Source organism: Paenibacillus soyae, assembly GCF_024623455.1.
Lineage (GTDB): Bacteria > Bacillota > Bacilli > Paenibacillales > Paenibacillaceae > Pristimantibacillus > Pristimantibacillus soyae.
On sequence record NZ_JANIPJ010000013.1, the window covers coordinates 189,999 to 215,829 of the forward strand.

Genomic DNA, 25,831 nt, shown 5'->3' on the forward strand with positions numbered 1-25,831 from the left:
TGCATGCTGTCGAGGGGGGAGCGCGATGAAGATTGCGGTTGGAATTATCCACGGAATCGGCAGACAGAAGCCGGACTTTCATGAAGAGCTGGCTGCGGCGCTGGCCAGGCGGTTGTCCTTGATTTGCCCCGAGATCGAGCTGGTGACGGAAGGAATCTATTGGGGGGATATTACGGAGCGAATCGAAGAGAAGCTGCTAGGTAAGCTGGCTCCCTATAAGCTCCGTTGGGACAATTGGTTCGACGCCCGCGGTTTCATGGTCAGCTTCGCCGGAGATGCGATTGCCTACCAGCCTATTCCACGCGTGGATAACCCGCGTCCCCAAGAATTCATATATACGGATATTCACGAGCGCATGGCGAGAAAGCTCCAATGTCTGGCAAGACGCGCCGGAGCAACCGCCCCGTTATGCTTAATCGGCCATAGTCTCGGATCGGTCATTGCATGCAACTATCTGTATGATCTTCAGAAACGGAAGCTCCCTCCCCGCATTCAGGCCATCATCGCGCGCGGTAACACTCCGCTCGAGAAGGGAGAAACGCTCTCTCATTTGTTCACGATGGGGAGCCCGATTGCGTTATGGACGCTCCGGTTCGACGATTTCGGTAAGCCTGTAGACGTACCCGCCCCGAAATACCGGCAACAGCGCGTCGGAGAGTGGGTCAACTTCTACGACAAAGACGATATCATCGCGTTTCCGCTCAAACGGTTAAGCGAGTCTTATAACAACGCCGTCACCGAGGATGTCGAGGTCCGCAACCCCGGTTTGATGGCCTGGACGCCTCTCGGCTCGCATGGCGGATACTTCCGATCGTCGGCGATTCAAAAGCGAATCTGTCATTCGCTGGCCCGGATGTACCGCAGCTTAAACCCGCAGTGACCGACCCTTGGCGCGCGAATGGCAAAGGGATTAACAGCTGCTTTATCATTACGTATTATGATTTTCTTCCTAATAAACGATATAAAATTAGATAACTGACATCAGGGGGAGTTAGGAAGATGGAAAATTTATTTGCGAAGTATATCAGTAAGGTTGTATGGGCGGGTGGGATACAATGAAGAAGGTAAAGATCGATATAAATTCGCTTTCCTTATTATTTATAAAAATGGCCTTTGTAGCCACTGCTATTGAAGCGATTTTAAGCTATCTTTTTTACGGAATTGAGTTAGTCAGTCTTCTAACTACGTTTTTAGTTTATTGTGTAGGTTTGTCTTTTATATATGGTTGTGCATTAGCATTACCTCCAAAAATTAAGAATAACCCATTAACATTGAGTAATGACATATTGGATGCCATTTATCCTGATGCTGTAGAGGACCTTTATTTGGATGATGAAAATAGAGGAGTGTTTACCGCAAATACAAAAGTAGTAGATGGAGTGTCGATAACTGAATTCGAGCCAGCTGATAATGCCCATGAAATTTTTGTAATGTTAAACACCTACCAAAAGGTACTGGTTACCATTAAATCAAATAGATCGAAAGAGATATACGATATCCTTGAAAATTATAAGGTTAATGCAAAATTCATGATGGAGAATCCTGGAGGTTCAAAACCGTTTTCGAAAAGTTGATGAAGTATGCCTAGATATAAGTGCTATAACTTGCAGTACGGTTACCTATGTATTTCTTTCAGGCCCGCCTTATAGCTTAGATAGCGAGAGCCTTCTGATCGTTAAGTGGGTTATGTAATCGCATTGTTCCTTGTTGTGGGTACAAGCGCGGCACAACAAATTGAGCTTTCGCGGTTGAAGCGGAAAAAATGAGTTGTCATCCTCAAAGTAGGAGGGGATATTGTGAAAAACATAGTAGCCAGCGTGATAGCGCTCATTGTTATAGTTTTTGTTGTTGCCATTTCTCCTTGGGTCACCGTTAGCTTCGCAGGGGATAAAGTAACGGCTGCATTCGAAAAAGAGAACAGGAACGTGCAGGACGGTTGCGGCCTCGACTGCAAAGATTGCGGCGTTCAGTACACAGAAAAGGTTTTGTTTGGCCGAAATGTTCAAATAGAGTATGCGTGCGGCTTGATTCCCTCCGATTCTCCTGAATACCACCAGAGAAAAACGCTTTTTGTATCTTTTTTGGGGACTGTCCACTAAACGGATTGGAGGATAGATAATGGCGGAGAAGAGGAGTATGAAGGATGTAATGGACCGAGAGCGCGATCGTGGTTTTGCCCTGGTCGTATTAATGTGCGGAATAGCGGGTTCGGGAAAAACCACCTTCTCTCAAGAGCTGGAAAAGGACGGTTATGAACGTCTTTCCATTGATGAGGAAGTATGGTCTGCTTATGGTCGATACGGAATCGATTATCCGGTTGAAAAGTATCGGGAGTACCTGGATGAAGCTCATAAAAGATTACTTGAAAAGCTTATAGAATTGATTAAAGATAAAAAGCAGGTTGTGGTCGACTCCAGCTTCTGGAGCCGGGCAGAGAGGGACAAATATAAACGGCTTATTGAAGACGCCGGAGGGAAATGGCGGCTTATTTACTTGAAAGTGCATCCCGATGAGTTGCGAAAGCGCCTCAAGATTCGCAGCCAACGTTTTGATGCGAACGCCGCTTTTACGATAACCGAAGAGATGTTAGCAACGTTCCTCAATGGATTCGAAGAGCCAAAGGATGAAGGGGAGATTACGTGGGTATGGGATACATAACGATAAGGGAGCTGTTAGAGCTGCCCATTCAAATATCTCCGAATTTGAATGCTCCGACAGGGAATATCGAGAGCCAACACCTGCTGATTGAAGAAATATGGAAGGGACTCCATGTCGGCGGTCTCGTATGGAATGACGATTATACCATTGATAATATAGAGAGCTATGAACGATACACGGCGATTCATGGATTTTTTAACGGGACGTTGACATGGAATGGGCAGAAGTATGAAGAGCTGACCGATGAGCAAAAGATCGTTTTTCAGGAGTATAAGCTCTCCCATATCCAGGATAACAGAACTCCGGCTGAGAGAATGGAAGCGATTAAGAGATACTACAAGTTGTAGTGCAGGAACCTTGGCGTCTATACGGCGGATGACCTAACGGAAATGAGGAGCCTTATTTCGAATAAAACGAGTGTTCTTGCGATGTTAATGGAACTGAGCGACGTTATTTGCCCGTTTTAAACGTGATTCTATACAAAATCGATGGAATAAAGGCGCACAGTTCCGCTAGCCCTCCAAAAACCCCGTTTTTTCGCAAAATAGCGCCTCTCATTTCCGTTAAGCTAGTGGGCACGGCAAGATCGGCGGTCTTTAGTTGTTAGAAGGAGGAGAAATGTGGCGACCAAAGTAGGGCTAATTAGGCACGGCGTAACCGAGTGGAACAATCTGGGTAAGGCGCAGGGCATTTCGGATATACCTCTTAATGAGGAAGGAATGAAGCAAGCCGCTGCACTGGCTAAACGGCTGATGGAAGAGCAGTGGGACATCATTTACTGCAGCAATCTGACAAGGGCCCGGCAAACAGCCGAAATAATAGGAGAGACATTGAGGCTGGAAGCCGCCGTAATCACGGATGAACGAATAAGAGAGATGGATTGCGGACTCATCGAAGGGACTACCGAGACAGAACGCATCACACGTTGGGGAGAGCATTGGCGCGAACAAAATCTTGGCATGGAAGATTTCAAAAGCGTCGCCGTTCGCGGACTACGTTTTCTGGAAAAACTGACTGTCGAGCATGCGAATCAAAACATTTTAATGGTGAGCCACGGGGCGTTGATCGGTTTATCTTTACAACATCTTTTGCCGCATCAGTTCAAGAAGACATCTATTGAAAATACCGCTTTAACCATCCTTTCGCACTCTAACAACGAGTGGACTTGCGAATTATACAATTGCACGAAGCATCTATAGCAAATGTGGCTGCATCACCATCAGATACAAAATAACGATTGGCAGAAGCGTTGCGATCGTACCGTAGATCGCCCAGGAGCGCGAGGCGGCGCGGTAAGCCTGCGAGAGTCGACCCTCGGCTACGCACTCCGCGCTTAGCCGGATCATCCGCCGCTGAAGCGGGATAAGAAAGATGCCCCAGATGATGCCGCTGATCGCGAACAGCACGAGCGACAGCGTCAGCCAGTTAAGTCCCGTCAGCGACATGCCCGCACGCTCGGCCATCATGCTGCCCGAGACGACGATCAGGATAAGACCGGGGATCGTGAACGCGTAATCGGCGAGCATCACGTTCCTGGCCGCGGCATGGGCGACGGCGGGCTGGCCGGACCTATCCGCCTGCACTTTCCAGAAAGCGGCCGTTACGATATTGCCTACGGCAAGCAAAACCCCTAACAAATGAAGCCATAACCACCCGTTCATTTTTAACATCCTCTCTAAATTGTTGTTTGGAGAAGCAGCCTCTCAGCGACTTTGCAGCATCCGCGCCATGAACGACGACAGTTCCTCCGCGCCGAAAACTGCGCCTCCCCCTTGAGGGATACTGCTGCGCACCCGCAGACCGAAGGTCAGCATGACGAACAGCTCGGCCGTTTTGGCCGCGTCGACCGATGGCGGAATAACTCCATGCTGCTGGCCGACCTCGATCCATTGTCGGGAAAGAGACACCGATCGTTCGTCATACTGCCGCAAAGCCTCCGCGATGATCGGCTCATCCTCCTTGCCCAGCAGGTACATAAGCACCTTGTTCGTCACGTCCTGCGGATTGCCAAAGGATTGGATGCTTTCCTCGATTTTGCCCATGGGGCCTTCGAATGTCGGCGGACCGCTCGCCACCTCCAGATGAAACTGTCGATTCGTTTCCTCCAGCCGCTTTTGCAGCAGCCACACGTACAGCTCGTCTTTGCTCTTCACGTAATGGAAGATCGCGCCTTTGGACAAGCCGGACCTCTCCATAATGTCCTTCATGGTGATGGCGTGACAGCCTTTTTCCCGTACAAGCCCCTCCGTCGTCTCCAGCAGCAGGCGAATCGTATGCTCTCTGCGCTCTTCTTGTTTCATGTTTGTTCCTCCGCGGCAGATCTGTATTTAACTCAATTAAAAAAACCGACCATCGGTTTGTAAATAGCTCAAGTATACATTTTTAACTTTTTCGCTTGAGGAATGACATCACATTCCTATTGGAATGCATCATCTTAACCGGACCTCCCGGCCTGCGGCGATAAACCGCAAGAAGCAATCGGACGGCTAGCGGGCCGACGATTGCTTCTTCTTTTTTCGAATATGCGCGGGGGCAGACGGAAAGGAGGCGTTAGCCCTCCGAGCCCGCGTCTACGATTTCCCGCAGCCGTTCGGCGATTCGATCGACGCACACGCCGCCGTGGTAAGCGATGACGCGCTCGATATCGAGCTCGAGGAGCTTCCGGACCGATTGTATCGCCATCGAAGCGTCCGCCGTGAATTTCGGGTCGAACGACTGCAGCACGCCGTCGCCCGACGTCAGCGCGTCGCCCGTGATCAGCGTCTTGCTGGGCTCGTGATACAACGAGATGTGATCCGGCGTATGGCCCGGCGTATGGATGACCCGGATCCCGCCTGCATACGGAAGGACGTCTCCATCCTGCAGCGGAGTAACGGGTACGGGCAGCGAAGGGGCTAACGCCTTGCTTTTGATCAGCGGAACCTCACCCGTTATGTACGGAATCGCGGTTTCGTGAGCCAGCACCTGTACGCGGTCTCCCAATACGCCGAGCAGCTCGGGCAGGCTGCCGATATGGTCCCGGTCTTGGTGAGTGATGATGATCTTCGTCAGTCGTTCCAAAGGAATTGATTCCTCCGCCAATCTCTTGCGAATCAGGTCGAGCTGCCCCGGTATGCCTGTATCGACCAGGATCGCTTCTTGCTCGTCCCATAAGAGGGCCGCATGCACGACGAACGGATTCCCGTTCGCGTCCATGTCCAATCGAAAAGCTTGAATGCCATCACCGTTTCCTGCCATCTTCATCCTCCTCGCCGTATTTCTCCAAAGTGTATCATAGCCCGTCCATTCCGAGTACCCGTTCCTCGCTTGTCATAGCGTAGAGTGCATGATCCTCCCAAACGCCGTTCATTCGCAAATAACGTTCGGCCAGTCCTTCGCGCCGGAATCCCGCTTTCTCCAGCACGCGAACGGACGCGGGGTTTGAAGGCATGACTGCCGCCTGCACGCGATGCAAGCCAAGCTCCGAGAACGCATGTCTCGCGCAGAGAGCAGCCGCAGCCGTTGCATAGCCCCGGCCTTGATAAGCCTGGTCGATATAATAGCCCATGTAGGCATTCTGGAAAGGACCGCGCGAGATCCCGGTTAATGCAATACGTCCGATCAGCTTATGCCCGGCTGCCAGACAGATGGCATAGATATAGGACTGATCCTGCCGCATGGCGGATAGACAGCCGGCAATCTCTTTCTGCTGCCCTTCGAGCGTGAAATGCGCCTCGTCCCGAATCGGCTCGAAGGGCTGGAAGGAGGAGCGATTGCGCTGCTTCAAGTCAAGCAAGGCCGGGGCGTCGCCTTCTTCGATGGGTCGAATATATATCGGATGGTCGCGCATGACGAAACGCCCTTTCTTCAGCAGATTAGGTAACCTCATGCAAAACATGAAAAACGCTGATCGCAACTTTCAGTTTTTGGAACGATTTTACACCTATATAATAGCGTCATAAGGCGCTAAGGTACAAATGCACAAAAAAATATTCCACGAATTGGGTTTAAAGGGTGCAACCAAGCCCCTGTAGCAGCCGTTTAGTCGATAGTAGTTCGCATGACATGGGATGAATCAACTAGGAGGCCAATATGGGTTATATCGAATCTATTCGCGAGATGATCGGCAACTCGCCGATTATATTAGTCAGACCGAGCATTTTGATCCTGAATCCGCAAGGCGAAATCCTGCTGGTGCAGCATAACAACGGGACATGGGGCGTGCCAGGGGGGCTGATGGAGCTCGGCGAGTCGGTGGAGGAATGCGCTATTCGCGAGGTCGAAGAGGAGCTTGGCATTCGCATCCGCAAGCTGAATTTGTACGGGGTGTTCTCCGGCAAGGAGCTGCACACGAAGCTTAGGAACGGACACGAATATTATAATGTCGTCATCGGCTATACCTGCACGGATTATGAAGGAACGGTACGGCCGGATGGCGTAGAAGTAATAGATGCGCGCTTCTTCAAGCCGGGCGAGCTGCCCGAGAAGACGGATCCTTTCATCCAGAGGAAGGTTAGAGAGAACGCCAGGCATATCGCGGCTTTGCTGGAAGCGCGGTAATTTCGCCAAATTAGGGTAAAGGAGCATGGTCTGCATGAGCAAAACGATTACGCAGCTGATCGAGGAATTCGAAGCGCTGATTTCCTACGCTCGACGATTGAACGAGGAGCTGGATGAGCAGCGATGGAACGAGCCGATCGCCGAAGGAAAATGGACGGTCAAACACATTCTGAGTCATATTCTGCTGTGGGACCGTTATTTCTACGAAGAGGGCATAGCGAAGATTAAGAAGGGCGAGCCCCTCACCCTCAAGCATTTGGACTTTGACGAATTTAATGCAGGGGCACCTGTCTACGCCTCTTCGCGCTCTAAGCGCGAGGTGACGGAGGATCTGATACAAATTCGCGCCGCCATCATTGATGCGATATCCGGATTGTCGGAAGAGGAGTATTCGAAGGTGCACACGGACGGAGACGGCCACCCGTTTACGATTCGCAGGTACCTGGAGGATTTCGTGCCGCATGATGCTCATCATCGGAAGCAGATCGATACGTTTCTAAGCTAATAGAACGGAGGGAGCGGACTTGCAGGAACCATTGTCGCGGGCAAACAAGGCAGCATGGGAAACGAAAGCATACGACGCTTGGGTTAGTTATTACGGTCATCCGGAGGAGCTGGCCGTTCAGTTGAAGGAAACAGGCGCGCATCACCTCCGTTACTGGCTCAAATATACCGGGAATCCGACCGGCCGAAGGGTGCTGAATATGCTCGGCTCGCACGGACGCAAGGCGATATCGCTTGCGCTTCTAGGCGCGAATGTGACGGTCGTCGATATCTCAGAGGAGAACCGGAGATACGCTCTGCAGACGGCCGAGGCTGCCGGCGTCGACATTCGGTATATCTGCTCCGATGTGCTGAGCATCCCGAACGAGGAAGAGCTCGGCGAGTTCGACTTCGTGCTGATGGAGTTCGGCGTGCTGCATTACTTCGCCGATCTGCGCGACGTGTTCGCCGTTGTGCGGCGCCGCTTGAAGGCGGGAGGCAGGCTGCTGCTGACGGACTTCCATCCTTTCTTCCGGGCGTCGCAGCCGGAAGGCGATTACTTCGACGCGGGTGTGAAAGAAGGCGAAGTCGCCTTCGCGAAGCTGCTTCCGGAGGAGGAGCGCGGTGAGTTGAACAAGGTACGGGTGCGAGGCTGGATGGTCGGCGATATCATCGGCGCGGTCGCCGAGGCAGGGCTGTACGTCCGGACGTTCGAGGAGCTGCCGTGCAAGTCGAATCCCCGGCTGCCGGAGTTCTATACGCTGGTCGCGGATTGGGTGGACGCGGGACTGGCCCCGTTGTTTCCTTGAACAATGGCTTCAGAAGAAAAATAAACAGCTTTAGAGACGGCCGGCAGCTTGTGCCGGCGGTCTTTTTTTTCATGAGGGGGAGGGATTGGTCTGGCGCAGCAAGTGTTGTTGATCGCGTGGTTGACGTTCGTCATCCATCTCTCGGAGACGTTGACGTATGCCATCCGTCTTGCAGGCGTGAGGCTCGGGAAGCTGGCGGTCGCGCTGTCGCTGTCAGGCATTATCCTGCTGGTGTCGCGGACGTCGAACATGATACAGGCTCTGTTCCTGGGCAATATCATCGACTATGCCAGAGAGCATTCCGGGTATCCGCTCGTGGAGCAACTCCGGGTCATTATCGGCGCGTCGACGATGGGGACGTTGACCGCCATCTTGTTATTGCCGTCCGCCGTGTTTCTGTTCAGCCGAATTATTGCGCACTTGGAGCTTGCCGGTTCGCTTCCGCAGATGGTGCGCGACTCGGTGTCCATTCGCAAGCTAAAGAATGCCCGGACCCACCTGCGTTTTCCAAGACTGGAGATGCTGTCGAAGCTGCGAATCGGAGGCATTCCGAAGCGGCTTGTCATTCTGAACTGCGTTGTCACCGCGATCTACACGATCGGCGTCCTGGCCGCGCTTCTGGCGTCGGCGTTATCGCTGGGGCATTCGACGGCGGCCTCGCAGGCGTCCGGCCTTATTAACGGCGTGGCGACGATTTTGTTAACCGTGTTAATCGACCCCCAAATCGGGCTGTTGACGGACAAGGTGCTGCGGGGGGAGAAGGACGTCCGCGTGCTGAACAAAGTGTTCGGCCTGCTCATGGTGTCCCGGCTGCTCGGAACCGTGCTCGCCCAGCTGTTGCTGGTGCCCGCCGCGCATGTGATTAAGTGGTTTGTGGAGACGCTTTGAGAGGCATAAGATCAAGAATGGAAGGATGGGGAGAGCTATGCTGCCGACAATCGTTGAAAAAACAATGAATAAGCCGACTGGTTTTTTTAACGCTCGAGCGTCAGTTATTGACGAACACGGATATAATGGGTGCCTATATCGGCGTCATGCCGACCCGCGGGTCCAACGGTAAGTGCCGGTACCTGCAACAACGCGATAGTTAATCGGATTTTTATCGTTTGCATATCCTTTTTTAATTTTTATACAGACGGCTTTTCATTTTCCGCGGTTATTCTGATTGACATGGTAATCGCAAATGGGGAGGGAAGGCTGTTGGAGAACAAACGATTCATACTGGAAGTAAGGGAATTGACGAAAAAACTTGGTTCAAGAACTGTCGTGGATCGTCTGAATCTTCGAATCGAGGAAGGGGAGATTTACGGATTCCTCGGCAAGAACGGTTCGGGTAAGACGACGACGATCCGCATGATTACAGGCCTCGTCCATCCGGATGCAGGTGAGGTCCGTATATGCGGATACGATTTGAAATCGCAGTTCAAGGCCGCGATTTCGCTCGTCGGAGCTATCGTCGAGACGCCGGCATTTTATGCACAGCTTACCGCCTATGACAATCTCAAGTTGACGGCGAACCTGTTGCCGGGAGTTACGCGTCATCGGGTGGAGGAAGTGCTGACTATCGCCGGATTGTCCGAGCGGACAAGAGATAAGGTTGGATCCTATTCGCTTGGCATGAAGCAACGGCTTGGCATTGCCTGCGCGCTTCTGAATCGGCCGAAGCTCATTATTTTGGACGAGCCGACCAACGGGCTGGATCCGCAGGGCATGAAGGAGATTAAGGAACTGATCGTACAGCTTGCGTCGGAGCATGGCATCTCATTCCTGATCTCAAGCCACCTTCTACGTGATATCGAACAAATCTGCACGATGGCAGGCATTATCCGGAACGGAAAGCTGATCGCGGAGTGCGACGTCAGACAGCTGCGCGCTTCGAGAGAGGAACCTATAGCCATCGCAGCCTCGGAACCGATGCATGCCATCCGCAGCAAGGCAACGACGCTCGAGCAATTTTACTTCGACATGACGGAAGGAGGCGCGGGCAATGATTAGGCTGATCCGGAACGAGCTTTACAAGACGTTTCGATTCAAGATGGTATATCTGTTCATGGCGATCTTAGCCGTCCACGCCTGGCTTACCGTCCGTATCTATAGCGCAGGCGGCGAGTGGAAGTCGGTCATTACAATGGCAAACGGCCAGTCGCTTCCGCTAGCGCTCCTTAACAGCATGGGTCAATTCATGATTGTGTTCATTCCTGTCTTCGCGGCCGACCTCATCACGAGCGAAGTGAAATCCGGCACCGTGAAAATCGCGTTATTGCGTCCGGTGCTGCGGATCGAATGGCTAAACGCCAAGATCGTATCGATGTTCGTGTTCATTACGGTACTCCTTGGCTTCTCGATCGCTGCGGAATATGCGATCGGCACGCTTGCATTCGGGTGGGGGGAACAGACGCACTATGCCGGGAAGCTGTATTCGGAGACGGAGGGTATTTGGCTGACGATTCGCCTGGCTGTCTCCATGCTGCTGCCGTATATGGCTTGCGGAATGTTCGTCGTCTTCATTGCCCTATCCTCAACGAACGTGAGTGCAACGATCGGGTTATCGATAGCCATCCTGACCGCTTCGCAATATTTGAGCGAAGTCGGGTCGCTTGAGTCTTATTCGCTTGCGAAGCTCGTCTATTTTTTTCACGAACAAGTCTATCAGGCCAATACAGATACTTTGTTCCAGAGCGTTACGGTACTAACCGGTTATGTCGCGGCATGCTATTCCGTCAGCGCAATGATCATGAAGAAGAAAAACTTCACCTCCTAGTGTTATGATGATACGAATGGAAGTTATGACGACGCAGGCGAGGGGGAGCTGTGTAGTTGAATAAAATCATGATCGTAGAAGATGAACCGGAAATCGCGGAATTGCTGCAAGACTACCTGGAAGAAGAACATTATGAGGTCATTCTTGCCATTGACGGACGGGAAGCCTTAACGCTATTCAGGGAATGCCGGCCGCAGTTGGTGATCTTGGATATCATGCTGCCCAAGCTTGACGGCATGGAAGTGTGCCGCATGATCCGGGCGGAATCGTCGATACCGATCATTATGCTTAGCGCCAAGAAAAGCGATGTCGATAAAATAATCGGGCTGGGGATCGGCGCGGACGATTATGTCGTGAAGCCTTTTAGTCCCGGCGAGATGATCGCAAGAGTAAAAGCGCAGCTCAGGAGGGTCCATCAGCTTTCGTCTCCTCCGGAAACGCCGGCAATCATTCGGCATCAAGATCTGGAGCTGCATCTCCATGCTTATGAAGTGACGGTTCGGAATCAACCGATCCCGTTCTCGGCTAAGGAGTTCGAGGTGCTTCGCTGTCTCGCTCTTCATCCGAATCAAGTGCTGACTCGCGAACAAATTTTTCAGCAAGTATGGGGGTACAACGAGCGCGGGGATTTAAATACCGTAACCGTTCATATTAAGAAAATCCGGGAGAAGATCGAAGCCGATCCGGCGAATCCGATGATCATCAGAACGGTGTGGGGAGTCGGCTATAAGCTGGCCGGTGGTACGCGATGAGGCTCGGTATTCGCTCTAAGCTTGTCGCTTCGCTAAGCGGGATCATCCTTGTTCCCGCTATTTTGCTGAACATAACCGGCGTTCAAGCGGGGCATGCGGTTCTTGGGAGAGCTCCCGGCGTAAACTTCTTGTTCGTGATCGGTTTCCTGGCGGCGGCATTCATTCTGTGCGCCTACCTGTTAACGAGAATCGTGACAAAGAGCATCCTGCTGCCACTGAAGGAATTGAATGCCGCGGCGGAACAAATTATGAACGGCAATCTGGATGTGCCCATCCGGAAACGCTCGAATGACGAGATGGGCCGTTTCTGCTCGGCGTTCGACGTTATGCGAATCCGATTAAAGGAATCACTGGAGCGGCAAGCTGCCTACGAGCAGTCCCGCAATGAGTTGATTGCGAATATATCGCACGACCTTCGAACGCCGATTACATCAATTCGAGGCTATGTCGAGGGCTTGCAGGACGGCAAAGCCAGAGACGAGCAGAAATTCACGCGGTATCTTGCCGTTATTCGCAACAAAACCGACCAGCTTAACCGCTTAATCGAAGATTTGTTTCAATTCTCGCAATTAGAATCCGGACAACTTGCAATGGATATGCGGGAATCGGACAGCCGGGAATGCCTCGAAGCGATCATCGCGCCACTCGAGACAGAACTGCTAGAGGGCGCTATCACGCTGACCGTCGAACGGCCTTTCCCCGCGAAGACCATTCGCGTCGATCGCGACCGCCTTGCGCAAGTGTTGGCGAACTTCATCGAGAATGCCCAAAAGTATGCCGGCCATCCCGCCATGCTGACCATTACAGCGCGAGACGAAGGGAACTGGATTCGCATAGTGATCAGCGACAATGGGAAGGGAGTCCCCGAGGCCGACATTCCATTTGTATTCGATCGGTTTTACCGCGGGGAAAAATCGCGCTCGCGTGCGTTCGGGGGGGCCGGATTGGGGCTTGCCATTTGCAAGCAAATCGTAGAGGCTCACGGCGGACAGATCGGCTTGCGGAGCCGACCAGGGGAGGGAGCGGCGTTTTATGTGACGCTGCCGGTTCGCGGAACGGAATGAGACACTGAGGCTGCAGAGCTCGGCGAAAAGCCCAATCGTATAAAAACATCCATCCCCGGCAATCGGGGGTGGATGTTTTCATTTTCGGAACGTATTCATGCGGTTCATGCATCACATCGAGATACCGGCCGATTGAAGTGAAGCAGGCGGCAGCTAATCCCTGTTCTCACGTGATGTTTGGTAAGATCCTGATCTCCTCCGCGAGCTTGGCAAGGCGATGCACCGAGCCGTCTTTTGAATCGGGAATGAAGACGTTTAAAAACTGGTCGTGACTGTCCTCTATACGCAACAGTTGTGTTTCCAAATTGAGCAGTCCAGCCAGGGGATGTGAGAGGACCCGCGGATGCTGGCTCGTGCACTGCACTTCGTAGCTGTCCCACCAAGCCTTGAACTCGGGACTGCCTTCCATTAGTGCTGCAATGAAACTCGTGTACCAAGGGTCTTCGATATGCCGCGTGTAGAGCGAGCGGAAATGTCCCAGCAGCGAGCCTGCCAGACTTTCCCATTCAATGAAAAGCGTTCGGTACGAAGGCAGCATGAACATGCGCCAGATCATGTTGCGATCGCGCCAATCCGTGGACTCGAACGAGCCGAACACTGCGGATGCAAGACGATTCCAAGCCAATACGTGCATCTTCTCATCCGAGATATAGGCGGGAACTTGCGGCATCTGATCCAGTAAAAACTGAAGCGATGAAGATACAACCGGACAATTAACACTTGGCTTCGGCGTTTGCCGCGGAGGGGAGGCGAGAAAAAACAGATGCTCCCGTTCATCGGAACTCAGGTTCAGCGCGCGCGCCAGACTGTCAAGCACCTGAGCGGAGACGTTGATGTCCCGGCCTTGTTCGAGCGAAGTATACCAGGGCAACGAAATGCCGGCTAGCGCCGCTACTTCCTCCCGCCGCAGCCCTTTTGTTCTCCGCCGGGTATATTCGACGTGCTGCAGCCCAGCGTTCTGCGGAGTCAACTTCTGCCGACGTGTCCGCAGAAACCGGCTGAGTTCTATACGTCGTTGATCGTCGTTCATGGTCATCCACTCCTCACCAAGCTGATACTCCTACTTATAGAATTACTAATACTTGTATCATGTATATGGATAGAAACGAAGTTCTTCTTATCGCTTCCGAAAGAAGGTAAGATGATGCTGTAACCAAACACCGATTGCGATCAGGCAATCGACATTCATGCGCCGCTGCCAATATTATACTGAATATAGGCAGGTAAAAGAAACGGAGGGACTTTTTTATGAGCATGGCGGATCAATTCCCGGTCTTCAGGCTTCTCCGGAATACAAGCAGTTTCAACCTCTTGAAGAGCGCATTCGTATTTTTCATTAAATGTGAACGGACGGTGCCGTCGTATGCAGAATTATCATAAACAGAGCTACTGGTCTGGGGCCTATCTTCGTATCTGTGTATGCAATCTTTTTCTCTTTTGTGCCTTCCAAATGCTGTTGCCGATATTGCCGGTTTATATGATAGACAACGGCGGCAGCGAATCCGCCGTCGGATGGATCACTGGCCTTATCACCATCGCAGCCGTGCTCATCCGGCCTTTCACCGGATATGCGCTCGACCGCTTCCGCCGAAATCGGATCGTGTTTGCCGGTTCGACCGCTCTAGCGTTGGCCGCCGCTGCGTACACGGTATCGGCCTCTACGGGGTGGATGGCGGGCGTCAGTCTGATGCTGGGCATCGGTTGGGGGATGATGACGGCTGCCTACTCAACGATTGTGTCCGATCTCGTCCCTGTTAACCGCCAGGGAACCGGGATTGGTACGTTCATGCTATTCGGGATGGGGGGGATGGCTGTCGCACCGTTCATCGGCGGGTGGTTGATCGATGAGTATGGGGCGCCGGTGTTATTTGGAACAGCGTGCTTCCTTGCACTCCTGTCTTTGTTCCTGTTCCTGCCGGGCGGTATAAGCAAGCCCGCGTCGGGAACGTCGCTTTCAGCGAGTGAGCAGTATCGTGCGCTTAACGTCCTCTTCGAGCGGACGTCGCTATTCCCGGCCCTGCTAATCCTGCTCTATACGATTAGTTACGGGGGTATCCTTTCTTTCGCAAGCTTGTTCGGTGTGGAGCTCGGAATTGAGAACGGCGGCATCTTTTTTTTACTTTCCAATGCGGCGGCGATGCTGGTGCGCCCCGCAGCTGGAAAAATGTTTGATTCAAGAGGGCATGCTGCCGTGCTTCTCCCCGGCTTAACGATCGGCATTGTTGCGTTGATCGTCTTGTCGCTGTCTTCCGGCGGAACAATGTTTATCATTGCGGCTTGCTTGTATGGCTTATCCTTCGGAGCAGTGCAACCGTCAATCCTGGCATTGACGATTCAACGTGCTGCGCCGGACCGGCGGGGAGCGGCGAACAGCACGTTTCTAGTCGGCATGGATAGCGGAATTGCGCTCGGTTCCATCTCATTTGGCGTTATTGCGCAAGTGTCCGGTTACGGTTTTGTGTTTCTATGCTCGGCCGTAACGCTGATAGCGCTTTTGGCGGTTTACATCATCAGCCTGGCCGGACCAAAAGTTAGCTGGATGCCAGGAACAAAGAAGAAAGAACATCAAGGCGCAAACATCAGTGAGGAATAGCAACTGAATTTACTTCAATAATTGTCTGTGACAGTAAAGGGAGCGGGCGAAGCTCACGGAGTGGAAGTTAATTCGGGGTTTTTAACAATTGAATTAACTTCCACAAAGAGGAGATCCCGCACATTTGGGTTTGGATACACTCCTCTAGGTAAGACCGAATATGTTCCGTCAGATTCATGATGCCTTGTAGATCCGTATCTTCGGTAGCGGCGAATGATTGCTTAATTTTTACGGTGTCCTCGGAATAAACGGAGTTTTGCAGCACATGGATCAACCTGATTTTTACAAGATGAGCTCTGCTGTAATAACGATAACGGTTTTCAGGGTCTCTGTCCGCCTTAACATATCCGGCTTGCTCCCAGTAGCGGATCGTCGATTTAGGTATCTTCGTCATCTCGGAAACTTCGTGGATGGCGAAACGCTGCATGGTACTAGGCGAATTATTCTCGTTCGTGAGTTGCCGAATATCCTCGACTATTTGCTCTAATTTCACTTTCTCCTCATATAATGCCACTTCCATTTTCCTAACGGTCCACAGTGCGTCGTAAGGCTTGTCATGCCGCAGATCATGAAGGACTTCGGTTGTCACCGCCATCCCGAAAGACGGCGCCATGGCTTGAATACATTCCAGGTAAGCTGCATGCAGGTCCGTATACATTCGATAACCGTTCGCCGATCTTTCCGCTGGAGGGATCAGGCCTTTCGCTTCGTAATTTCGCAAGGTGCTGGGACTAATCATGACTGTTTTTGCCATTCTTGTAGGACGCATCGTCAATTCAAGACCCTCCCCTAAGACGACCAAAATTAAAGTATCTTATAAGCTTTTTCTGGATAGAACACGAATTTCCTTCTTTGTTTACCTGAAACCTTCCAATTGGCTTATATGTTATACAATCGAAATAGAGTATTGATAAGGAGGAGTAAGTTTATGAGTAAACCGTTTCCGATTTTCAGCAAGGACATGACGATTGAAGAAATGAGTAATGCCGCCAACCGTTATATCGAGTGTGAGTGGAAGTCCTTATACGATTTCATGCATAAGGACTTGACGGCAGCATTTTGGGAAATTGAAGATGCGGCCTACGGTCTGTATTTGGAACAGCTTATGCCGCCCATATTTGAGCAATTGGAAAATGCAGGGTTTAACTTAAAGAATGAACTCGAGGAGACCGATTTCGTCATTGCCAAACATTTGATTTTCCGAAATTCCATTGAAAAGTGGGGAACGGAGGATAACCGATCCAGAGTATTTTGGAACGTAGTACGTGACAAGCGAGGTCATGCGTTAGGTACGCTGCTGACGGAGATTCCCCACTCCCATCTGAAATTTGACATTCCTTCGGCGCCCGTAATTTTATCGCTTCGGGGAGTTTCGAAGGAAGAGATTATTCAAGGAATCAGGAGAATTAAAGAGCATGGGCTGAACAGTTAGAAAACACATGCAACGAAACCAATTCACGAAAGGAAGATCCCGTATGCTAGGTCCAAACCCTAATTCGAAGTATCCAATTCCTGGGAACGTAAATGTGCAATTTATTCGAAACACGATCACGAAATCAAATATCATAGTTGGAGATTATACTTATTACGACGCGTTGAACGGGGAATCGTTTGAAGATCAAGTGTTATATCATTATGAAGTGATCGGGACAAAGTTAGTGATCGGCAAATTTTGTTCCATTGCTCCGGAAGTCAGATTCATGATGGACGGCGGCAACCATAGAATGGATGGCTCAACTTATCCCTTTAACATCTTCGGAAACGGTTGGGAGAGACATACCCCCTCCCTAGATCAGTTGCCGATCAAAGGGGATACGGTTGTCGGCAATGATGTCTGGATCGGCAGACGCGCCACGATAATGCCGGGGGTGCGGATCGGCGACGGTGCGATTATCAGCGCAGAGGCCGTGGTCGTAAAGGACGTTGATCCTTATACCGTTGTCGGTGGAAATCCCGCCAGGGAGATCAAACAACGTTACCCGAAAGAAGTCATTCAAGAGTTATTGGAGATTAGATGGTGGGATTTCGATATCGATCTCATCAGCCCGTATATCGGCGCAATCGTAAGCGGAGATATGGTTACTCTTAGAAGAATGAAACAACGTTCTTAATGGTTTCATTTCATTTGTTAAGGAGGCATGTTGCATGAGGGTTATGGTATATGAATATGTCGTCAAAACGCATGATTCGGGGCCATACGGAGTAACGAGGGGGAAAGACGGCGCCATGTGGTTTACGGAACACCGGGGCAATCGGATCGGTCGAATTAATGACGTAGGCGAGATCCATTCTTTCTCGTTACCGACAGAGAAGGCTGGAGTGATGTCGATCATCTCGAGCAGGACCGGCGACTTATGGTTTACAGAGTATCATGCCAATAAGATCGGGAGAATGTCGGCGGACGGCTGCTTTACGGAATACGAGCTTCCTGTCGCCAATTCAGCCCCTTACGGCATAACGGAAGATGGGGAAGGCGCGATTTGGTTTACAGAGACGAACGGCGGAAGAATCGGAAAGATAACCGCGTCGGGGGAGATGATCGAGTTTGGGCTGCCTGGCCGGGATTCATTTCCTTCCCATATTGTACTTGGCCCTGACGGAGCATTATGGTTCACGGAGAACATGGGGAACGCGATCGGCAGAATAAGCGCCGAAGGCGAAATAACGGAGTTTCCGATTCCAACTCCGAACGCAGGACCTGTTGGCATCGCGAGTGGGCCTGACGGGGCATTATGGTTTGTGCAAATTATGGGAAATAGAATCGGTAGAATGACAACCTCCGGCGAATTTAAGGAATTTATAATACCGACACCGAACGCAAGGCCGCATGCTATCGTTACCGGCAATGATGGGAGCCTTTGGTTCACGGAGTGGAAGGGGAACAAGATCGGACAAATTACGGTTCAAGGAACGATTACAGAATATCCGATCCCCACCGCTCATGCAGAGCCCCACGGTATAGCGATTGGCGAAAGCGGCGATATTTGGTTCGCGGATGAGTGCAATCAAATTGGACGTCTCGTCATCTCACCATAGCCGTTCAATAGCTGCCTAATGCTGTCCGTGTTGGAACGAAACCGTTAAGGAGGGATTCCAATGTTGCCTTTTTATACGTTAGTCGCATCTTTTTTGCTGTTCAAGGGTCTCGGCCAGCTCGGCTTGACTTATTTCGAAGGCTGGCAAACTTCGCTCCAGGGAGCGGTAGCTGTCATGCTGCTGCTTACCGCTTCTGCACATTGGGGAACAAGACGCCCTGACTTGATCCGTATGGTTCCTCCGGTATTTTCCAGACCAGATTTCATCGTAACCGTCACTGGATGTCTGGAAGTTGCCGGGGCTGTTTGCATCCTAATACCCTCCCTCTCCAAAGCCGCTTCTATTGGCTTGGCTCTACTTCTGGCATTCATGTTCCCTGCTAATGTGATAGCGGCTAGGGAAGGATTAACGATCGGGGGGCGGCCCGTACCTAAATTACTACACCGAACCGCACTGCAGGTTATCTTTGTTGGGGCAATCCTATTGGCGGGTTAAGTTTTTGTTCTTAGCCTTTTGCCGATCTCCGTTACGGCGGCGAGCCAGATCGCGTTTTTCCTGACAGCCCTCTGGTGGGGCGTCTTCACCCTGCCCATGCTGCGCAACGTGCGCCAGAAGCATTATAGGAACCGCGAGCCTCGCATCGTCGCGAACAGCTTCAAACGCCTCATCGAGACTTTGAAACAAATCAAACACCACCGCGCTATATTCCTGTTCTTACTCGCTTATTTCTTCTACATCGACGGCGTCGGGACGATCATCACGATGTCCACCGCCTATGGAGCCGATCTCGGCATCGAAGCGACGGATCTGCTCGTCATCCTGTTCGTCACGCAGGTCTGAACTTTGCGGGGGCCGTCATTTGCAACGAAAACAAGGAAGTGTTGCTGCAGAAGAGAGCGGACCGGGAGGCATGGGGCTTGCCCGGTGGGGCCATGGAGCTTGGGGAATCGGCTGCGGAAGCCGCCATTCGCGAGGTGCTCGAGGAGACGGGGCTGATCGTGGAGACGAAAGACCTGATTGGTGCCTACACGAAGTATTTCGACGAATACCCGAACGGCGATAAAGCGCAGACGGTGTCCTTCTTCTTCGAATGCAAGGTTGTAGGGGGAGAGCTGCAGGGGGACGGGAACGAGACGCTGGAGCTCGCGTACTTCCCGCCGGACAGAATGCCGCCGCTGTTCGTGGAGCAGCACGAGGACGTATTCGCGGATTGGCGAAGCGGAGCGAGAGGCGTCTGCAGATAGATCACATAGGTCGGGAAAATTTTAGCCAATGGAGGAGTGCCGATGCCAGCTATACAAGCGGCTTTCATTGATCGTGACGGTACGATAGGGGGAACCGGCCGGTTCATACATCCCCGCGATTTCGAGCTGTTTCCTTGGTCTTCGGAGGCGCTGCGAATGATCAAGGACCATGGGATCAAGCTAATTGCGTTAACCAATCAGCATAACATTGCGAAAGGCCGGGCGGCGGAGGAGGAGTTCGCGCGGCAGTTCGAAGGCTATGGCTTCGACGCCGCTTATATTTGTCCTCATGAGCCGGAGGAGGGCTGCGAGTGCCATAAGCCCCGTCCGGGCATGCTCCTCCGGGCCGCGGAAGAGCATGGGCTGGATTTAAGCCGCTGCGTCGTTATCGGCGACGTCGGTTCGACGGATATGCTGGCGGCGGCCGCGGTAGGAGCCAAGCGAATACTGGTAGAGATCGGCTGGGGAAAGCCCTCTCTCGAGACGTATCGCGACAAATGGTATGATCAAGCGGTGCCGGATTATGTGGCCAAAGATTTGCTGGATGCGGCACAATGGCTTGTTAAGCTCGATGCTTCGGCTTCCCCTTGACGATATGACCGTACATAGCAGCGTCATTAAAGCAACCCTCGTATCCTTAAGAATACGAGGGTTATTTCGTGTTAGGAATCCTTGAGAAGCTGTGCCGAAAGCTGTGGATATTGCTCCGAAATGCCCGCGAGGAGCTCGGCGATTCGGCTTGGATCAAGCGCCGCGCGGAAGATGTCTTTATCGGGAAGGAAGGTGAGGCTCGTTCCCGTTTCGTTCGTGATGCCGACGGTTTGGAGCGGTGTCTGAGGAATGCCATGCCTGTAGTCCTGACGGAATCTCTTGCCATCCCGGCGCACCTCGACGGAGAGCTGCTGAGACAAAGCATTGACGACCGGAATGCTAATTCCCTTATCGCCGCTCGGCGCCGTAATGGATGCGCTGGCGCCTAGGCTCATCTCGGTCAGAATGGCTTGGACGCGAGGCTTATCGGACCCGGCAATGGCCTGAACCGGAATTCCTCTGCCATTGTCGGCAACCGTGACGCTGCCATCTTGGTGGCAGCTGACGATTACGCTGGAGCAAAAGCCGGCTTTGTGCTCTGCGATTGCATTCTCGAGTACGGAAGCAAGCAGCAGATGGGGATCATAGGATTCTGAGGCGCTCCCCAGGTAATGGCCGGCCTCGTTCCGAACCTCCGTCAGCTCTAGAAAATCGCTCGTGTCCAGCAGCTCGGAGGCCGCGGCTAACAGGAGCAGGAACGGCAAGGTTCGATGAGCCGGCAGCGCATAGCTGCCCCCGCGCTCCTCTTGGCTTAGCAGATCGGCGCCTTGCAGCGCCTTGATATGATGGTACAGCTGGCCCGTCGTTCCCATGTTCAGGCGCGAGACCAGATCGGTGCCCGCCATAGGCTCCTGCAGAATCGTTTTCAGCATATCAATACGCTGTTTATGACCGAGGGCGGATAAGATCTTGGCTACTTTATCGCTGTCCAGGTTCAGCAATTGCGGGATCGACCTCTCCTGAGGCTCCCATCTGTAATGCCGGTCCATGCCTTGCAAATGCCCGGAGAAAAACAAGGCGCCCGAGTCGCCCTGACTGGTCGGCCTCTCACCTGCGGCCTCGACTATCCGGTTTCCTTGCTTGGCGCGGGCGTTGGTATCGCCGGCCAGCGATGCCACCATCTCTCTCAACTCCGCCAATTGTACCTTCAGTTCGTCCAGCTCATGTTCCAAGTTGCGCGTCATAGAAACACCTCTTTTTATTAAATAACGTAATTACGTAATTAAATAATAACATAGAAGCTACTTGCAGTAAAGGTGTAGAAAAGGAAACTCTTTACATTAACGCCAACGCCCCCTATAATAAGTCCAAGCCGTTCAGGGGGTAAAGGATATGAACCGTTTCCCAGCCAATAACACAAGATTATATAGCCATCATCATAGTTAAGCGTTTGTACGACGGATTGATATGTCCGTAGGTACAAGCGCTTATTGGCGTTATACCTGCGGACTTGCTTCACGAGAGTCATGCGGGTATTTTTTTATCCCGGCATGGCTCTTTTTGTTTGCTCGACAAATATCCGAGGAGGTTGTACACATGCAAAACCGACAGCTGATTTACCGTATTCCCGAACAGGCGCGCGAGCTCGCGGAGAGGTACAAGTCGCACAAAACGCTGTTTGATCGGACCGTTCTAAGCGGCGTTCTGGCGATTTTCGACGAGGTCGGGGCGGATGGAGACGAGGCGATCAAGCGCCGGACTCTTCAGCATGATCAAGTCGAGCTGAAGGAGCTGGCGCTGTCGGAAGCTTACGCGAAGGAATGTGTGGCTTCGCTAAAACCCGCCATGCGCGACGCTGTGGAGCGCGCCATTCGCCATGTGGCGGAGGTGAACCGGGAGATGCTCCCGGCGTCATGGGAGAAGGAAATACGGCCGGGCACGATCATTGGCGAGAAGGTAAGCCCGCTGGACGCGGTCGGCATATGGGTCCCGGCCAGGAAGGGGCCGCTTGTCTCGACGGCGATCATGCTCGTCACGGCAGCCAAGACGGCCGGCGTGAAGCGGATCATCGTCGGCATGCCGCCGCTTGCGAATGGCTTAGGCGATCCAGGGACGGTGGCCGCGGCCACGCTTGCGGGTGCCGACCAGTTCGTCGTCGGCAATGGCGTGTCCATTATTGCGGCCTTTGCCCAAGGAACGTCAACCGTTCCCGAGGTGGACGGCATCTTCGGCCCCGGGCCTGGAGGGATCGCGGCTGCCCTGAGCATGGCCATGACCTATGGCAAGAAGAGCGTTCTCGGCATCGGGCCGACGGAAAGCATCATTCTTGCGGACGAAACGGCCGATTCGCGTCTAACCGCGTATGATTTGCTGAACGAAGCGGAGCACGGCCCGGATTCCTCGGCCATTCTGGTGACCCCGTCTTCCGCGTTGGCCGAGAAGGTGGAAGCGATGCTGCGGGACTGTATTGAGGAGACGGAGGAGCCGAGAAGAACGGTGCTGCGGCAGGTATTCGGACCTGACGGTAAGGGAGCCATTATTATTGCGCCGGATTGGAATGCCTCTTGCGACTGGATCAACGCGTTTGCGCCGGAGCATCTCCTCATCAAGTGCGCGAAGATGAAGGAAGAGCTGGCGCTGTCGCGGATCCGCCACGCGGGTGAACTATTGATCGGCGAATATACCCCATTCTCGGCGGCCAATTATGGCATCGGCATTACGGCGGTGCTGCCTACGAACCATTTTGCCAAGGCATTCTCGGGGGTGACCTCGCGGGACATGGTGAAGCAATCGACGATCGGGCGGTTGGAGCGGGAAGCGCTGGCGGAGCTCTATCCGATCATCCGGGAGCTGGGGACTTACGAGCAGCTGCCGTGCCATGTGCGCGCGGCCGATAAGAAGCTACGGGAGCAATGAGAGCGCAACATCTCGAAACGCCTCCCATGATATAACAGTTTCGAACAGGAAAAAGGAACCTGTTATGACGTGGGAGGAGAGGATTAACGATGAGTAAGCTAAAGGGGAAAACGGCGCTGGTGACCGGGGCAAGCCGAGGCATTGGCCGCGGGATCGCGCTGCGGCTGGCGCGGGAGGGCGCGCTGGTCGTCGTCCATTATGGGCAAAATAAAGACCTCGCAAAGGAGGTCGTTGCGGAGATCGAGCTCGGCGGCGGGAGCGCGTTCGCGATCGGCGGGGAGCTCGTGTCCGCGTATGACGCGCAAGCGCTCTTCGAGACGCTGGACGAGGAGCTGAAGCTGCGCACGGGCGACGCGCGCTTCGATATTCTCGTGAACAACGCGGGAATAGGGCACGTCGCTTCAATCGAGGAGACAACGGAGGAGGACTTCGATCGCGTCATGTCCGTCAATGCGAAAGCGTCGTTCTTCGTCATCCAACAAGCCCTCCCGCGACTCAAGGACGAAGGCCGCATTATTAACTTATCCTCAGCCGTTACCCGAATTTCGCTGCCGTCGATTCCGGCGTACAGCATGAGCAAAGGAGCCGTCAACGCGCTGACGTTGTCGCTTGCGAGCCAGTTGGGGGCGCGCGGCATTACGATTAACGCGATTCAGCCGGGCTTCGTCGCCACGGACATGAATGCCGGCATGCTTCAGGACCCGGCTTCCTATCAATTCGGCGCAGGCTACTCGATTTTCGGCCGATGGGGCCGGCCGGAGGATGTGGCGGATGTGGCAGCCTTCCTCGTTTCGCCGGACAGCGGGTGGGTGACCGGCCAGCTGATCGACGCGAGCGGCGGCTCGCATTTGTAGGAGACGTCGGAGTCTGCAGTTTGTTGCCGGTGCCAGGCGTGCGAATCCCATTAAGCGGCGGCCGCGAGCTTATGCGTGCTTCTGCGCACCGAGACGAGGGCGGCAGCCGCCGCGAGCAGCAGCGCCGCGCTTGCGACCCACGGATTGTACAGCACCGTCGCGTTCATCGTGACCGCCATGCCTCCGAGCCCGGCTCCAGCCGCGAGGCCGACCTGCGTAATGGATGTGTTCAAGCTGATGATGAGGTTGGCCGACTCGGGCGACTTTTTGAGAAAAAAGGTTTGGGAAGCGGGTCCGCTCATGAACATGGAGATAACCCACAGCGATAACAAGCCGATGGCAAGCGGCAGCGACTGGATGGCGAGCGGAAGAAGGGCGAGCGCGACGATATGGCCGATGATGCTGATCAGCATGACCTTCTCGCTGCCGAATCGGTCCGCCGCGCTGCCTCCCAATCGGGAGCCGACCGCGCCGGCAATGCCGAAGGCGAGCATGATGAACGCGATATCCGAAGCGCTGCGCTGAAGGATTTCTTCCATAAAGGCGGTAACGTAAGTGAACATGACGGAGTTGCCGATTTCACGGAATAACACATAGATGAGAGCGAACAGAATGACCGGGTTGGCCAGGACCGACAATTGTCTGGAGAACGGCGCGGGCGCGTCGCCTTCGGACTCCGGCAGCAGAAGCGCCATCAGAAGGATAATGATAAGGCCGGCGATGGCGAGGAGGAGGAAGATCGTTTGCCAGCCGAACCAGTCCGTCAGCTTAATGCCGATCGGGACGCCTAGAATCATCGCAAGGCTGAAGCCGAGAATGATGGTGCCGACCGCGCTTCCGATGCGCTCCGGCGAGACCAGCTTGGATGCGGTGCTGAAGGCGGCGACCATGAGGACGCCCGAGCTTATGCCGAGAATGACTCGCGCCGCGATGAGCAAGGCGAAGGCGTCGCTAACGAAGGAGACGAGGTTGCCGACCAGGAAGGCGGCCATAGCGAATAGCAGCAGCTTTTTGCGACCCATTCTTGACGTCAAGGAGATGATGACAGGGGTCCCGGTCGCGAAGGCGAGCGAATAAGCGGTAATCAGCTGCCCGGCAAGCGCGACGGATACGTGCAGCTCCTCGGCCAGAACGCTCAATATGCCGGCTACGACCAGCTCGGAGGTGGCGGTTAAGAAGACGGCGACCATTAACAAGTAGACGGTAAATCGTTTCATGATACGTTCAATCCCTTCCATTCGGATGTGTTTAACCGAATTATAAAGGGGCTACTTTCAAAAAGTAAGAACGCAAAATGCTTTGCCCTAATCCGTTTCGTTTGACTAACTAACAAAAAGTGAGTAAGGTGGGGGTGCGTGCCGAAACTTGCTGCGAGATCAAACGAGCATCGTTCGTCCCTTCATGATGCGGTTGTTTTGGAATAACGGCGATTCTACTGTTATTTTTCATTAACTTCAGCATTACGGGTAGCGTCAAGAAGTTTGTGTAAGCTTGTAGAATATCCATCTGGGATGGATCAATGAGGTGCCAGGCGGGGGAGGAGGCCTCCTCCCCCGCCTGGCCACCTGCCACCTTTTTTTGTTAGATTTCT

31 protein-coding genes and 1 pseudogene are annotated in these 25,831 nt (G+C 53.0%); 24 read left to right on the forward strand and 8 right to left on the reverse strand.

Features of this window, described 5'->3' with window-relative positions; translation table 11 throughout:
- Nucleotides 1-25 precede the first annotated feature (25 nt).
- The 6 genes from NQZ67_RS18420 (at nt 26) to NQZ67_RS18445 (ending at nt 3,857) form a co-directional block, all read left to right on the forward strand.
- A complete protein-coding gene (locus tag NQZ67_RS18420; protein WP_257448764.1) occupies nt 26-880 on the forward strand; it encodes a chemotaxis protein in 855 nt (284 codons plus the stop codon).
- Nucleotides 881-1,055: 175 nt separating this feature from the next.
- Nucleotides 1,056-1,574 carry a hypothetical protein gene (locus NQZ67_RS18425; RefSeq protein WP_257448765.1) on the forward strand — a complete coding sequence of 173 codons (519 nt, stop codon included), beginning with the start codon at nt 1,056-1,058 and terminating at the stop codon, nt 1,572-1,574.
- 222 nt (nt 1,575-1,796) lie between these two features.
- Nucleotides 1,797-2,099: a hypothetical protein gene (locus NQZ67_RS18430; protein ID WP_257448767.1), complete on the forward strand. Its 303-nt coding sequence runs from the start codon at nt 1,797-1,799 to the stop codon at nt 2,097-2,099.
- A gap of 19 nt (nt 2,100-2,118) precedes the next feature.
- Nucleotides 2,119-2,658: a P-loop nucleotide/nucleoside kinase family protein gene (locus NQZ67_RS18435; RefSeq protein ID WP_257448769.1), complete on the forward strand. Its 540-nt coding sequence runs from the start codon at nt 2,119-2,121 to the stop codon at nt 2,656-2,658.
- Nucleotides 2,646-3,005 carry a hypothetical protein gene (locus NQZ67_RS18440; RefSeq protein WP_257448771.1) on the forward strand — a complete coding sequence of 120 codons (360 nt, stop codon included), beginning with the start codon at nt 2,646-2,648 and terminating at the stop codon, nt 3,003-3,005. Before NQZ67_RS18435 ends, NQZ67_RS18440 begins: the two co-directional genes overlap by 13 nt.
- Before the next feature lie 273 nt (nt 3,006-3,278).
- Nucleotides 3,279-3,857 (forward strand): histidine phosphatase family protein, encoded by a 579-nt coding sequence (locus NQZ67_RS18445; RefSeq protein ID WP_257448773.1) that lies wholly within the window; start codon nt 3,279-3,281, stop codon nt 3,855-3,857.
- Here the strand turns inward: NQZ67_RS18445 and NQZ67_RS18450 are convergent.
- The 4 genes from NQZ67_RS18450 to NQZ67_RS18465 all read right to left on the reverse strand — a co-directional run bounded on the left by NQZ67_RS18450 (nt 3,852) and on the right by NQZ67_RS18465 (nt 6,487).
- Nucleotides 3,852-4,319, reverse strand: coding sequence for a DUF2269 family protein (locus NQZ67_RS18450; protein ID WP_257448775.1), 468 nt, complete (start codon nt 4,317-4,319; stop codon nt 3,852-3,854). The genes NQZ67_RS18445 and NQZ67_RS18450 overlap by 6 nt on opposite strands.
- Nucleotides 4,320-4,361: 42 nt before the next feature.
- Nucleotides 4,362-4,958, reverse strand: a complete 597-nt coding sequence (locus tag NQZ67_RS18455; RefSeq protein WP_257448777.1) for a TetR/AcrR family transcriptional regulator — start codon at nt 4,956-4,958, stop codon at nt 4,362-4,364.
- Nucleotides 4,959-5,208: 250 nt separating this feature from the next.
- A complete protein-coding gene (locus tag NQZ67_RS18460; RefSeq protein WP_257448780.1) occupies nt 5,209-5,895 on the reverse strand; it encodes an MBL fold metallo-hydrolase in 687 nt (228 codons plus the stop codon).
- A gap of 34 nt (nt 5,896-5,929) precedes the next feature.
- Nucleotides 5,930-6,487 (reverse strand): GNAT family N-acetyltransferase, encoded by a 558-nt coding sequence (locus tag NQZ67_RS18465; RefSeq protein WP_257448782.1) that lies wholly within the window; start codon nt 6,485-6,487, stop codon nt 5,930-5,932.
- Between the two features lie 242 nt (nt 6,488-6,729).
- Here NQZ67_RS18465 and NQZ67_RS18470 point away from each other — a divergent pair, with 242 nt between their 5' ends.
- From NQZ67_RS18470 to NQZ67_RS18505, 8 genes are all read left to right on the forward strand, one after another.
- Nucleotides 6,730-7,197, forward strand: coding sequence for an NUDIX hydrolase (locus tag NQZ67_RS18470; RefSeq protein WP_257448784.1), 468 nt, complete (start codon nt 6,730-6,732; stop codon nt 7,195-7,197).
- A gap of 34 nt (nt 7,198-7,231) precedes the next feature.
- A complete protein-coding gene (locus tag NQZ67_RS18475; protein ID WP_257448786.1) occupies nt 7,232-7,702 on the forward strand; it encodes a DinB family protein in 471 nt (156 codons plus the stop codon).
- Between the two features lie 19 nt (nt 7,703-7,721).
- The gene (locus NQZ67_RS18480) at nt 7,722-8,489 is read left to right on the forward strand and encodes a class I SAM-dependent methyltransferase (protein ID WP_257448787.1); all 768 of its coding nucleotides are present in this window, start codon (nt 7,722-7,724) and stop codon (nt 8,487-8,489) included.
- Between the two features lie 102 nt (nt 8,490-8,591).
- Nucleotides 8,592-9,377 carry a lipid II flippase Amj family protein gene (locus NQZ67_RS18485; protein ID WP_371825324.1) on the forward strand — a complete coding sequence of 262 codons (786 nt, stop codon included), beginning with the start codon at nt 8,592-8,594 and terminating at the stop codon, nt 9,375-9,377.
- Between the two features lie 312 nt (nt 9,378-9,689).
- Nucleotides 9,690-10,484 carry an ABC transporter ATP-binding protein gene (locus tag NQZ67_RS18490; protein ID WP_257448789.1) on the forward strand — a complete coding sequence of 265 codons (795 nt, stop codon included), beginning with the start codon at nt 9,690-9,692 and terminating at the stop codon, nt 10,482-10,484.
- The gene (locus tag NQZ67_RS18495; RefSeq protein WP_257448791.1) at nt 10,477-11,250 is read left to right on the forward strand and encodes an ABC transporter permease; all 774 of its coding nucleotides are present in this window, start codon (nt 10,477-10,479) and stop codon (nt 11,248-11,250) included. The genes NQZ67_RS18490 and NQZ67_RS18495 overlap by 8 nt, the downstream gene beginning before the upstream one ends.
- Before the next feature lie 56 nt (nt 11,251-11,306).
- Nucleotides 11,307-12,002 carry a response regulator gene (locus NQZ67_RS18500; RefSeq protein ID WP_306812941.1) on the forward strand — a complete coding sequence of 232 codons (696 nt, stop codon included), beginning with the start codon at nt 11,307-11,309 and terminating at the stop codon, nt 12,000-12,002.
- On the forward strand, nt 11,999-13,066 hold the full coding sequence (locus NQZ67_RS18505; protein ID WP_257448793.1) for a sensor histidine kinase: 1,068 nt from the start codon (nt 11,999-12,001) through the stop codon (nt 13,064-13,066). The genes NQZ67_RS18500 and NQZ67_RS18505 overlap by 4 nt, the downstream gene beginning before the upstream one ends.
- A 166-nt stretch (nt 13,067-13,232) precedes the next feature.
- Here the strand turns inward: NQZ67_RS18505 and NQZ67_RS18510 are convergent, their stop codons facing one another.
- Entirely contained in the window at nt 13,233-14,096 is an 864-nt protein-coding gene (locus NQZ67_RS18510) for a helix-turn-helix transcriptional regulator (RefSeq protein ID WP_257448795.1), read from the reverse strand.
- 333 nt (nt 14,097-14,429) lie between these two features.
- Between NQZ67_RS18510 and NQZ67_RS18515 the strand changes: the two genes are divergently transcribed.
- Nucleotides 14,430-15,659 (forward strand): MFS transporter, encoded by a 1,230-nt coding sequence (locus NQZ67_RS18515; RefSeq protein ID WP_257448797.1) that lies wholly within the window; start codon nt 14,430-14,432, stop codon nt 15,657-15,659.
- A gap of 67 nt (nt 15,660-15,726) precedes the next feature.
- Here NQZ67_RS18515 and NQZ67_RS18520 read toward each other — a convergent pair whose 3' ends face one another.
- Nucleotides 15,727-16,428, reverse strand: coding sequence for a MerR family DNA-binding transcriptional regulator (locus NQZ67_RS18520; protein ID WP_257448836.1), 702 nt, complete (start codon nt 16,426-16,428; stop codon nt 15,727-15,729).
- Between the two features lie 159 nt (nt 16,429-16,587).
- Here NQZ67_RS18520 and NQZ67_RS18525 point away from each other — a divergent pair, with 159 nt between their 5' ends.
- The 7 genes and pseudogenes from NQZ67_RS18525 (at nt 16,588) to NQZ67_RS18555 (ending at nt 20,530) form a co-directional block, all read left to right on the forward strand.
- Nucleotides 16,588-17,091: a DUF6022 family protein gene (locus NQZ67_RS18525; protein ID WP_257448799.1), complete on the forward strand. Its 504-nt coding sequence runs from the start codon at nt 16,588-16,590 to the stop codon at nt 17,089-17,091.
- Nucleotides 17,092-17,134: 43 nt separating this feature from the next.
- A complete protein-coding gene (gene vat(I) / locus NQZ67_RS18530) occupies nt 17,135-17,770 on the forward strand; it encodes a streptogramin A O-acetyltransferase Vat(I) (RefSeq protein WP_257448801.1) in 636 nt (211 codons plus the stop codon).
- A gap of 34 nt (nt 17,771-17,804) precedes the next feature.
- Nucleotides 17,805-18,695, forward strand: coding sequence for a Vgb family protein (locus tag NQZ67_RS18535; protein WP_257448803.1), 891 nt, complete (start codon nt 17,805-17,807; stop codon nt 18,693-18,695).
- Between the two features lie 60 nt (nt 18,696-18,755).
- Nucleotides 18,756-19,190 carry a DoxX family protein gene (locus tag NQZ67_RS18540; RefSeq protein ID WP_257448804.1) on the forward strand — a complete coding sequence of 145 codons (435 nt, stop codon included), beginning with the start codon at nt 18,756-18,758 and terminating at the stop codon, nt 19,188-19,190.
- 18 nt (nt 19,191-19,208) lie between these two features.
- Nucleotides 19,209-19,532, forward strand: a pseudogene (locus NQZ67_RS18545) (MFS transporter); the annotation flags it as partial.
- Nucleotides 19,532-19,939, forward strand: a complete 408-nt coding sequence (locus tag NQZ67_RS18550) for an NUDIX hydrolase (RefSeq protein ID WP_257448838.1) — start codon at nt 19,532-19,534, stop codon at nt 19,937-19,939. The pseudogene NQZ67_RS18545 and the gene NQZ67_RS18550, both read left to right, overlap by 1 nt.
- 42 nt (nt 19,940-19,981) lie before the next feature.
- Nucleotides 19,982-20,530: an HAD-IIIA family hydrolase gene (locus NQZ67_RS18555; RefSeq protein WP_257448807.1), complete on the forward strand. Its 549-nt coding sequence runs from the start codon at nt 19,982-19,984 to the stop codon at nt 20,528-20,530.
- A gap of 71 nt (nt 20,531-20,601) precedes the next feature.
- Here the strand turns inward: NQZ67_RS18555 and NQZ67_RS18560 are convergent, their stop codons facing one another.
- Entirely contained in the window at nt 20,602-21,714 is a 1,113-nt protein-coding gene (locus NQZ67_RS18560) for an ATP-binding protein (RefSeq protein ID WP_257448809.1), read from the reverse strand.
- Nucleotides 21,715-22,066: 352 nt separating this feature from the next.
- Here NQZ67_RS18560 and hisD point away from each other — a divergent pair, with 352 nt between their 5' ends.
- Entirely contained in the window at nt 22,067-23,386 is a 1,320-nt protein-coding gene (gene hisD, locus NQZ67_RS18565; RefSeq protein WP_257448811.1) for a histidinol dehydrogenase, read from the forward strand.
- An 89-nt stretch (nt 23,387-23,475) separates the two neighbouring features.
- The gene (locus NQZ67_RS18570; protein WP_257448813.1) at nt 23,476-24,240 is read left to right on the forward strand and encodes an SDR family oxidoreductase; all 765 of its coding nucleotides are present in this window, start codon (nt 23,476-23,478) and stop codon (nt 24,238-24,240) included.
- Between the two features lie 50 nt (nt 24,241-24,290).
- On the opposite strand, the gene NQZ67_RS18575 is transcribed toward NQZ67_RS18570, so the two are convergent.
- Nucleotides 24,291-25,457, reverse strand: coding sequence for an MFS transporter (locus tag NQZ67_RS18575; RefSeq protein WP_257448815.1), 1,167 nt, complete (start codon nt 25,455-25,457; stop codon nt 24,291-24,293).
- Between the last annotated feature and the right edge of the window lie 374 nt (nt 25,458-25,831).

Bases quoted from the DNA above. Each gene is read 5' to 3' on its own strand.
- NQZ67_RS18470 (WP_257448784.1), top strand. From the start codon at position 6,730: ATGGGTTATATCGAATCTATTCGCGAGATGATCGGCAACTCGCCGATT.
- NQZ67_RS18450 (WP_257448775.1), bottom strand. From the start codon at position 4,319: ATGAACGGGTGGTTATGGCTTCATTTGTTAGGGGTTTTGCTTGCCGTA.
- NQZ67_RS18570 (WP_257448813.1), top strand. From the start codon at position 23,476: ATGAGTAAGCTAAAGGGGAAAACGGCGCTGGTGACCGGGGCAAGCCGA.
- hisD (WP_257448811.1), top strand. From the start codon at position 22,067: ATGCAAAACCGACAGCTGATTTACCGTATTCCCGAACAGGCGCGCGAG.
- NQZ67_RS18495 (WP_257448791.1), top strand. From the start codon at position 10,477: ATGATTAGGCTGATCCGGAACGAGCTTTACAAGACGTTTCGATTCAAG.
- NQZ67_RS18575 (WP_257448815.1), bottom strand. From the start codon at position 25,457: ATGAAACGATTTACCGTCTACTTGTTAATGGTCGCCGTCTTCTTAACC.
- NQZ67_RS18535 (WP_257448803.1), top strand. From the start codon at position 17,805: ATGAGGGTTATGGTATATGAATATGTCGTCAAAACGCATGATTCGGGG.
- NQZ67_RS18560 (WP_257448809.1), bottom strand. From the start codon at position 21,714: ATGACGCGCAACTTGGAACATGAGCTGGACGAACTGAAGGTACAATTG.
- NQZ67_RS18420 (WP_257448764.1), top strand. From the start codon at position 26: ATGAAGATTGCGGTTGGAATTATCCACGGAATCGGCAGACAGAAGCCG.
- NQZ67_RS18555 (WP_257448807.1), top strand. From the start codon at position 19,982: ATGCCAGCTATACAAGCGGCTTTCATTGATCGTGACGGTACGATAGGG.
- NQZ67_RS18520 (WP_257448836.1), bottom strand. From the start codon at position 16,428: ATGCGTCCTACAAGAATGGCAAAAACAGTCATGATTAGTCCCAGCACC.
- NQZ67_RS18465 (WP_257448782.1), bottom strand. From the start codon at position 6,487: ATGCGCGACCATCCGATATATATTCGACCCATCGAAGAAGGCGACGCC.
- NQZ67_RS18475 (WP_257448786.1), top strand. From the start codon at position 7,232: ATGAGCAAAACGATTACGCAGCTGATCGAGGAATTCGAAGCGCTGATT.
- NQZ67_RS18440 (WP_257448771.1), top strand. From the start codon at position 2,646: ATGGGATACATAACGATAAGGGAGCTGTTAGAGCTGCCCATTCAAATA.
- NQZ67_RS18540 (WP_257448804.1), top strand. From the start codon at position 18,756: ATGTTGCCTTTTTATACGTTAGTCGCATCTTTTTTGCTGTTCAAGGGT.
- NQZ67_RS18460 (WP_257448780.1), bottom strand. From the start codon at position 5,895: ATGGCAGGAAACGGTGATGGCATTCAAGCTTTTCGATTGGACATGGAC.
- NQZ67_RS18515 (WP_257448797.1), top strand. From the start codon at position 14,430: ATGCAGAATTATCATAAACAGAGCTACTGGTCTGGGGCCTATCTTCGT.
- NQZ67_RS18525 (WP_257448799.1), top strand. From the start codon at position 16,588: ATGAGTAAACCGTTTCCGATTTTCAGCAAGGACATGACGATTGAAGAA.
- NQZ67_RS18505 (WP_257448793.1), top strand. From the start codon at position 11,999: ATGAGGCTCGGTATTCGCTCTAAGCTTGTCGCTTCGCTAAGCGGGATC.
- NQZ67_RS18455 (WP_257448777.1), bottom strand. From the start codon at position 4,958: ATGAAACAAGAAGAGCGCAGAGAGCATACGATTCGCCTGCTGCTGGAG.
- NQZ67_RS18510 (WP_257448795.1), bottom strand. From the start codon at position 14,096: ATGAACGACGATCAACGACGTATAGAACTCAGCCGGTTTCTGCGGACA.
- NQZ67_RS18425 (WP_257448765.1), top strand. From the start codon at position 1,056: ATGAAGAAGGTAAAGATCGATATAAATTCGCTTTCCTTATTATTTATA.
- NQZ67_RS18435 (WP_257448769.1), top strand. From the start codon at position 2,119: ATGGCGGAGAAGAGGAGTATGAAGGATGTAATGGACCGAGAGCGCGAT.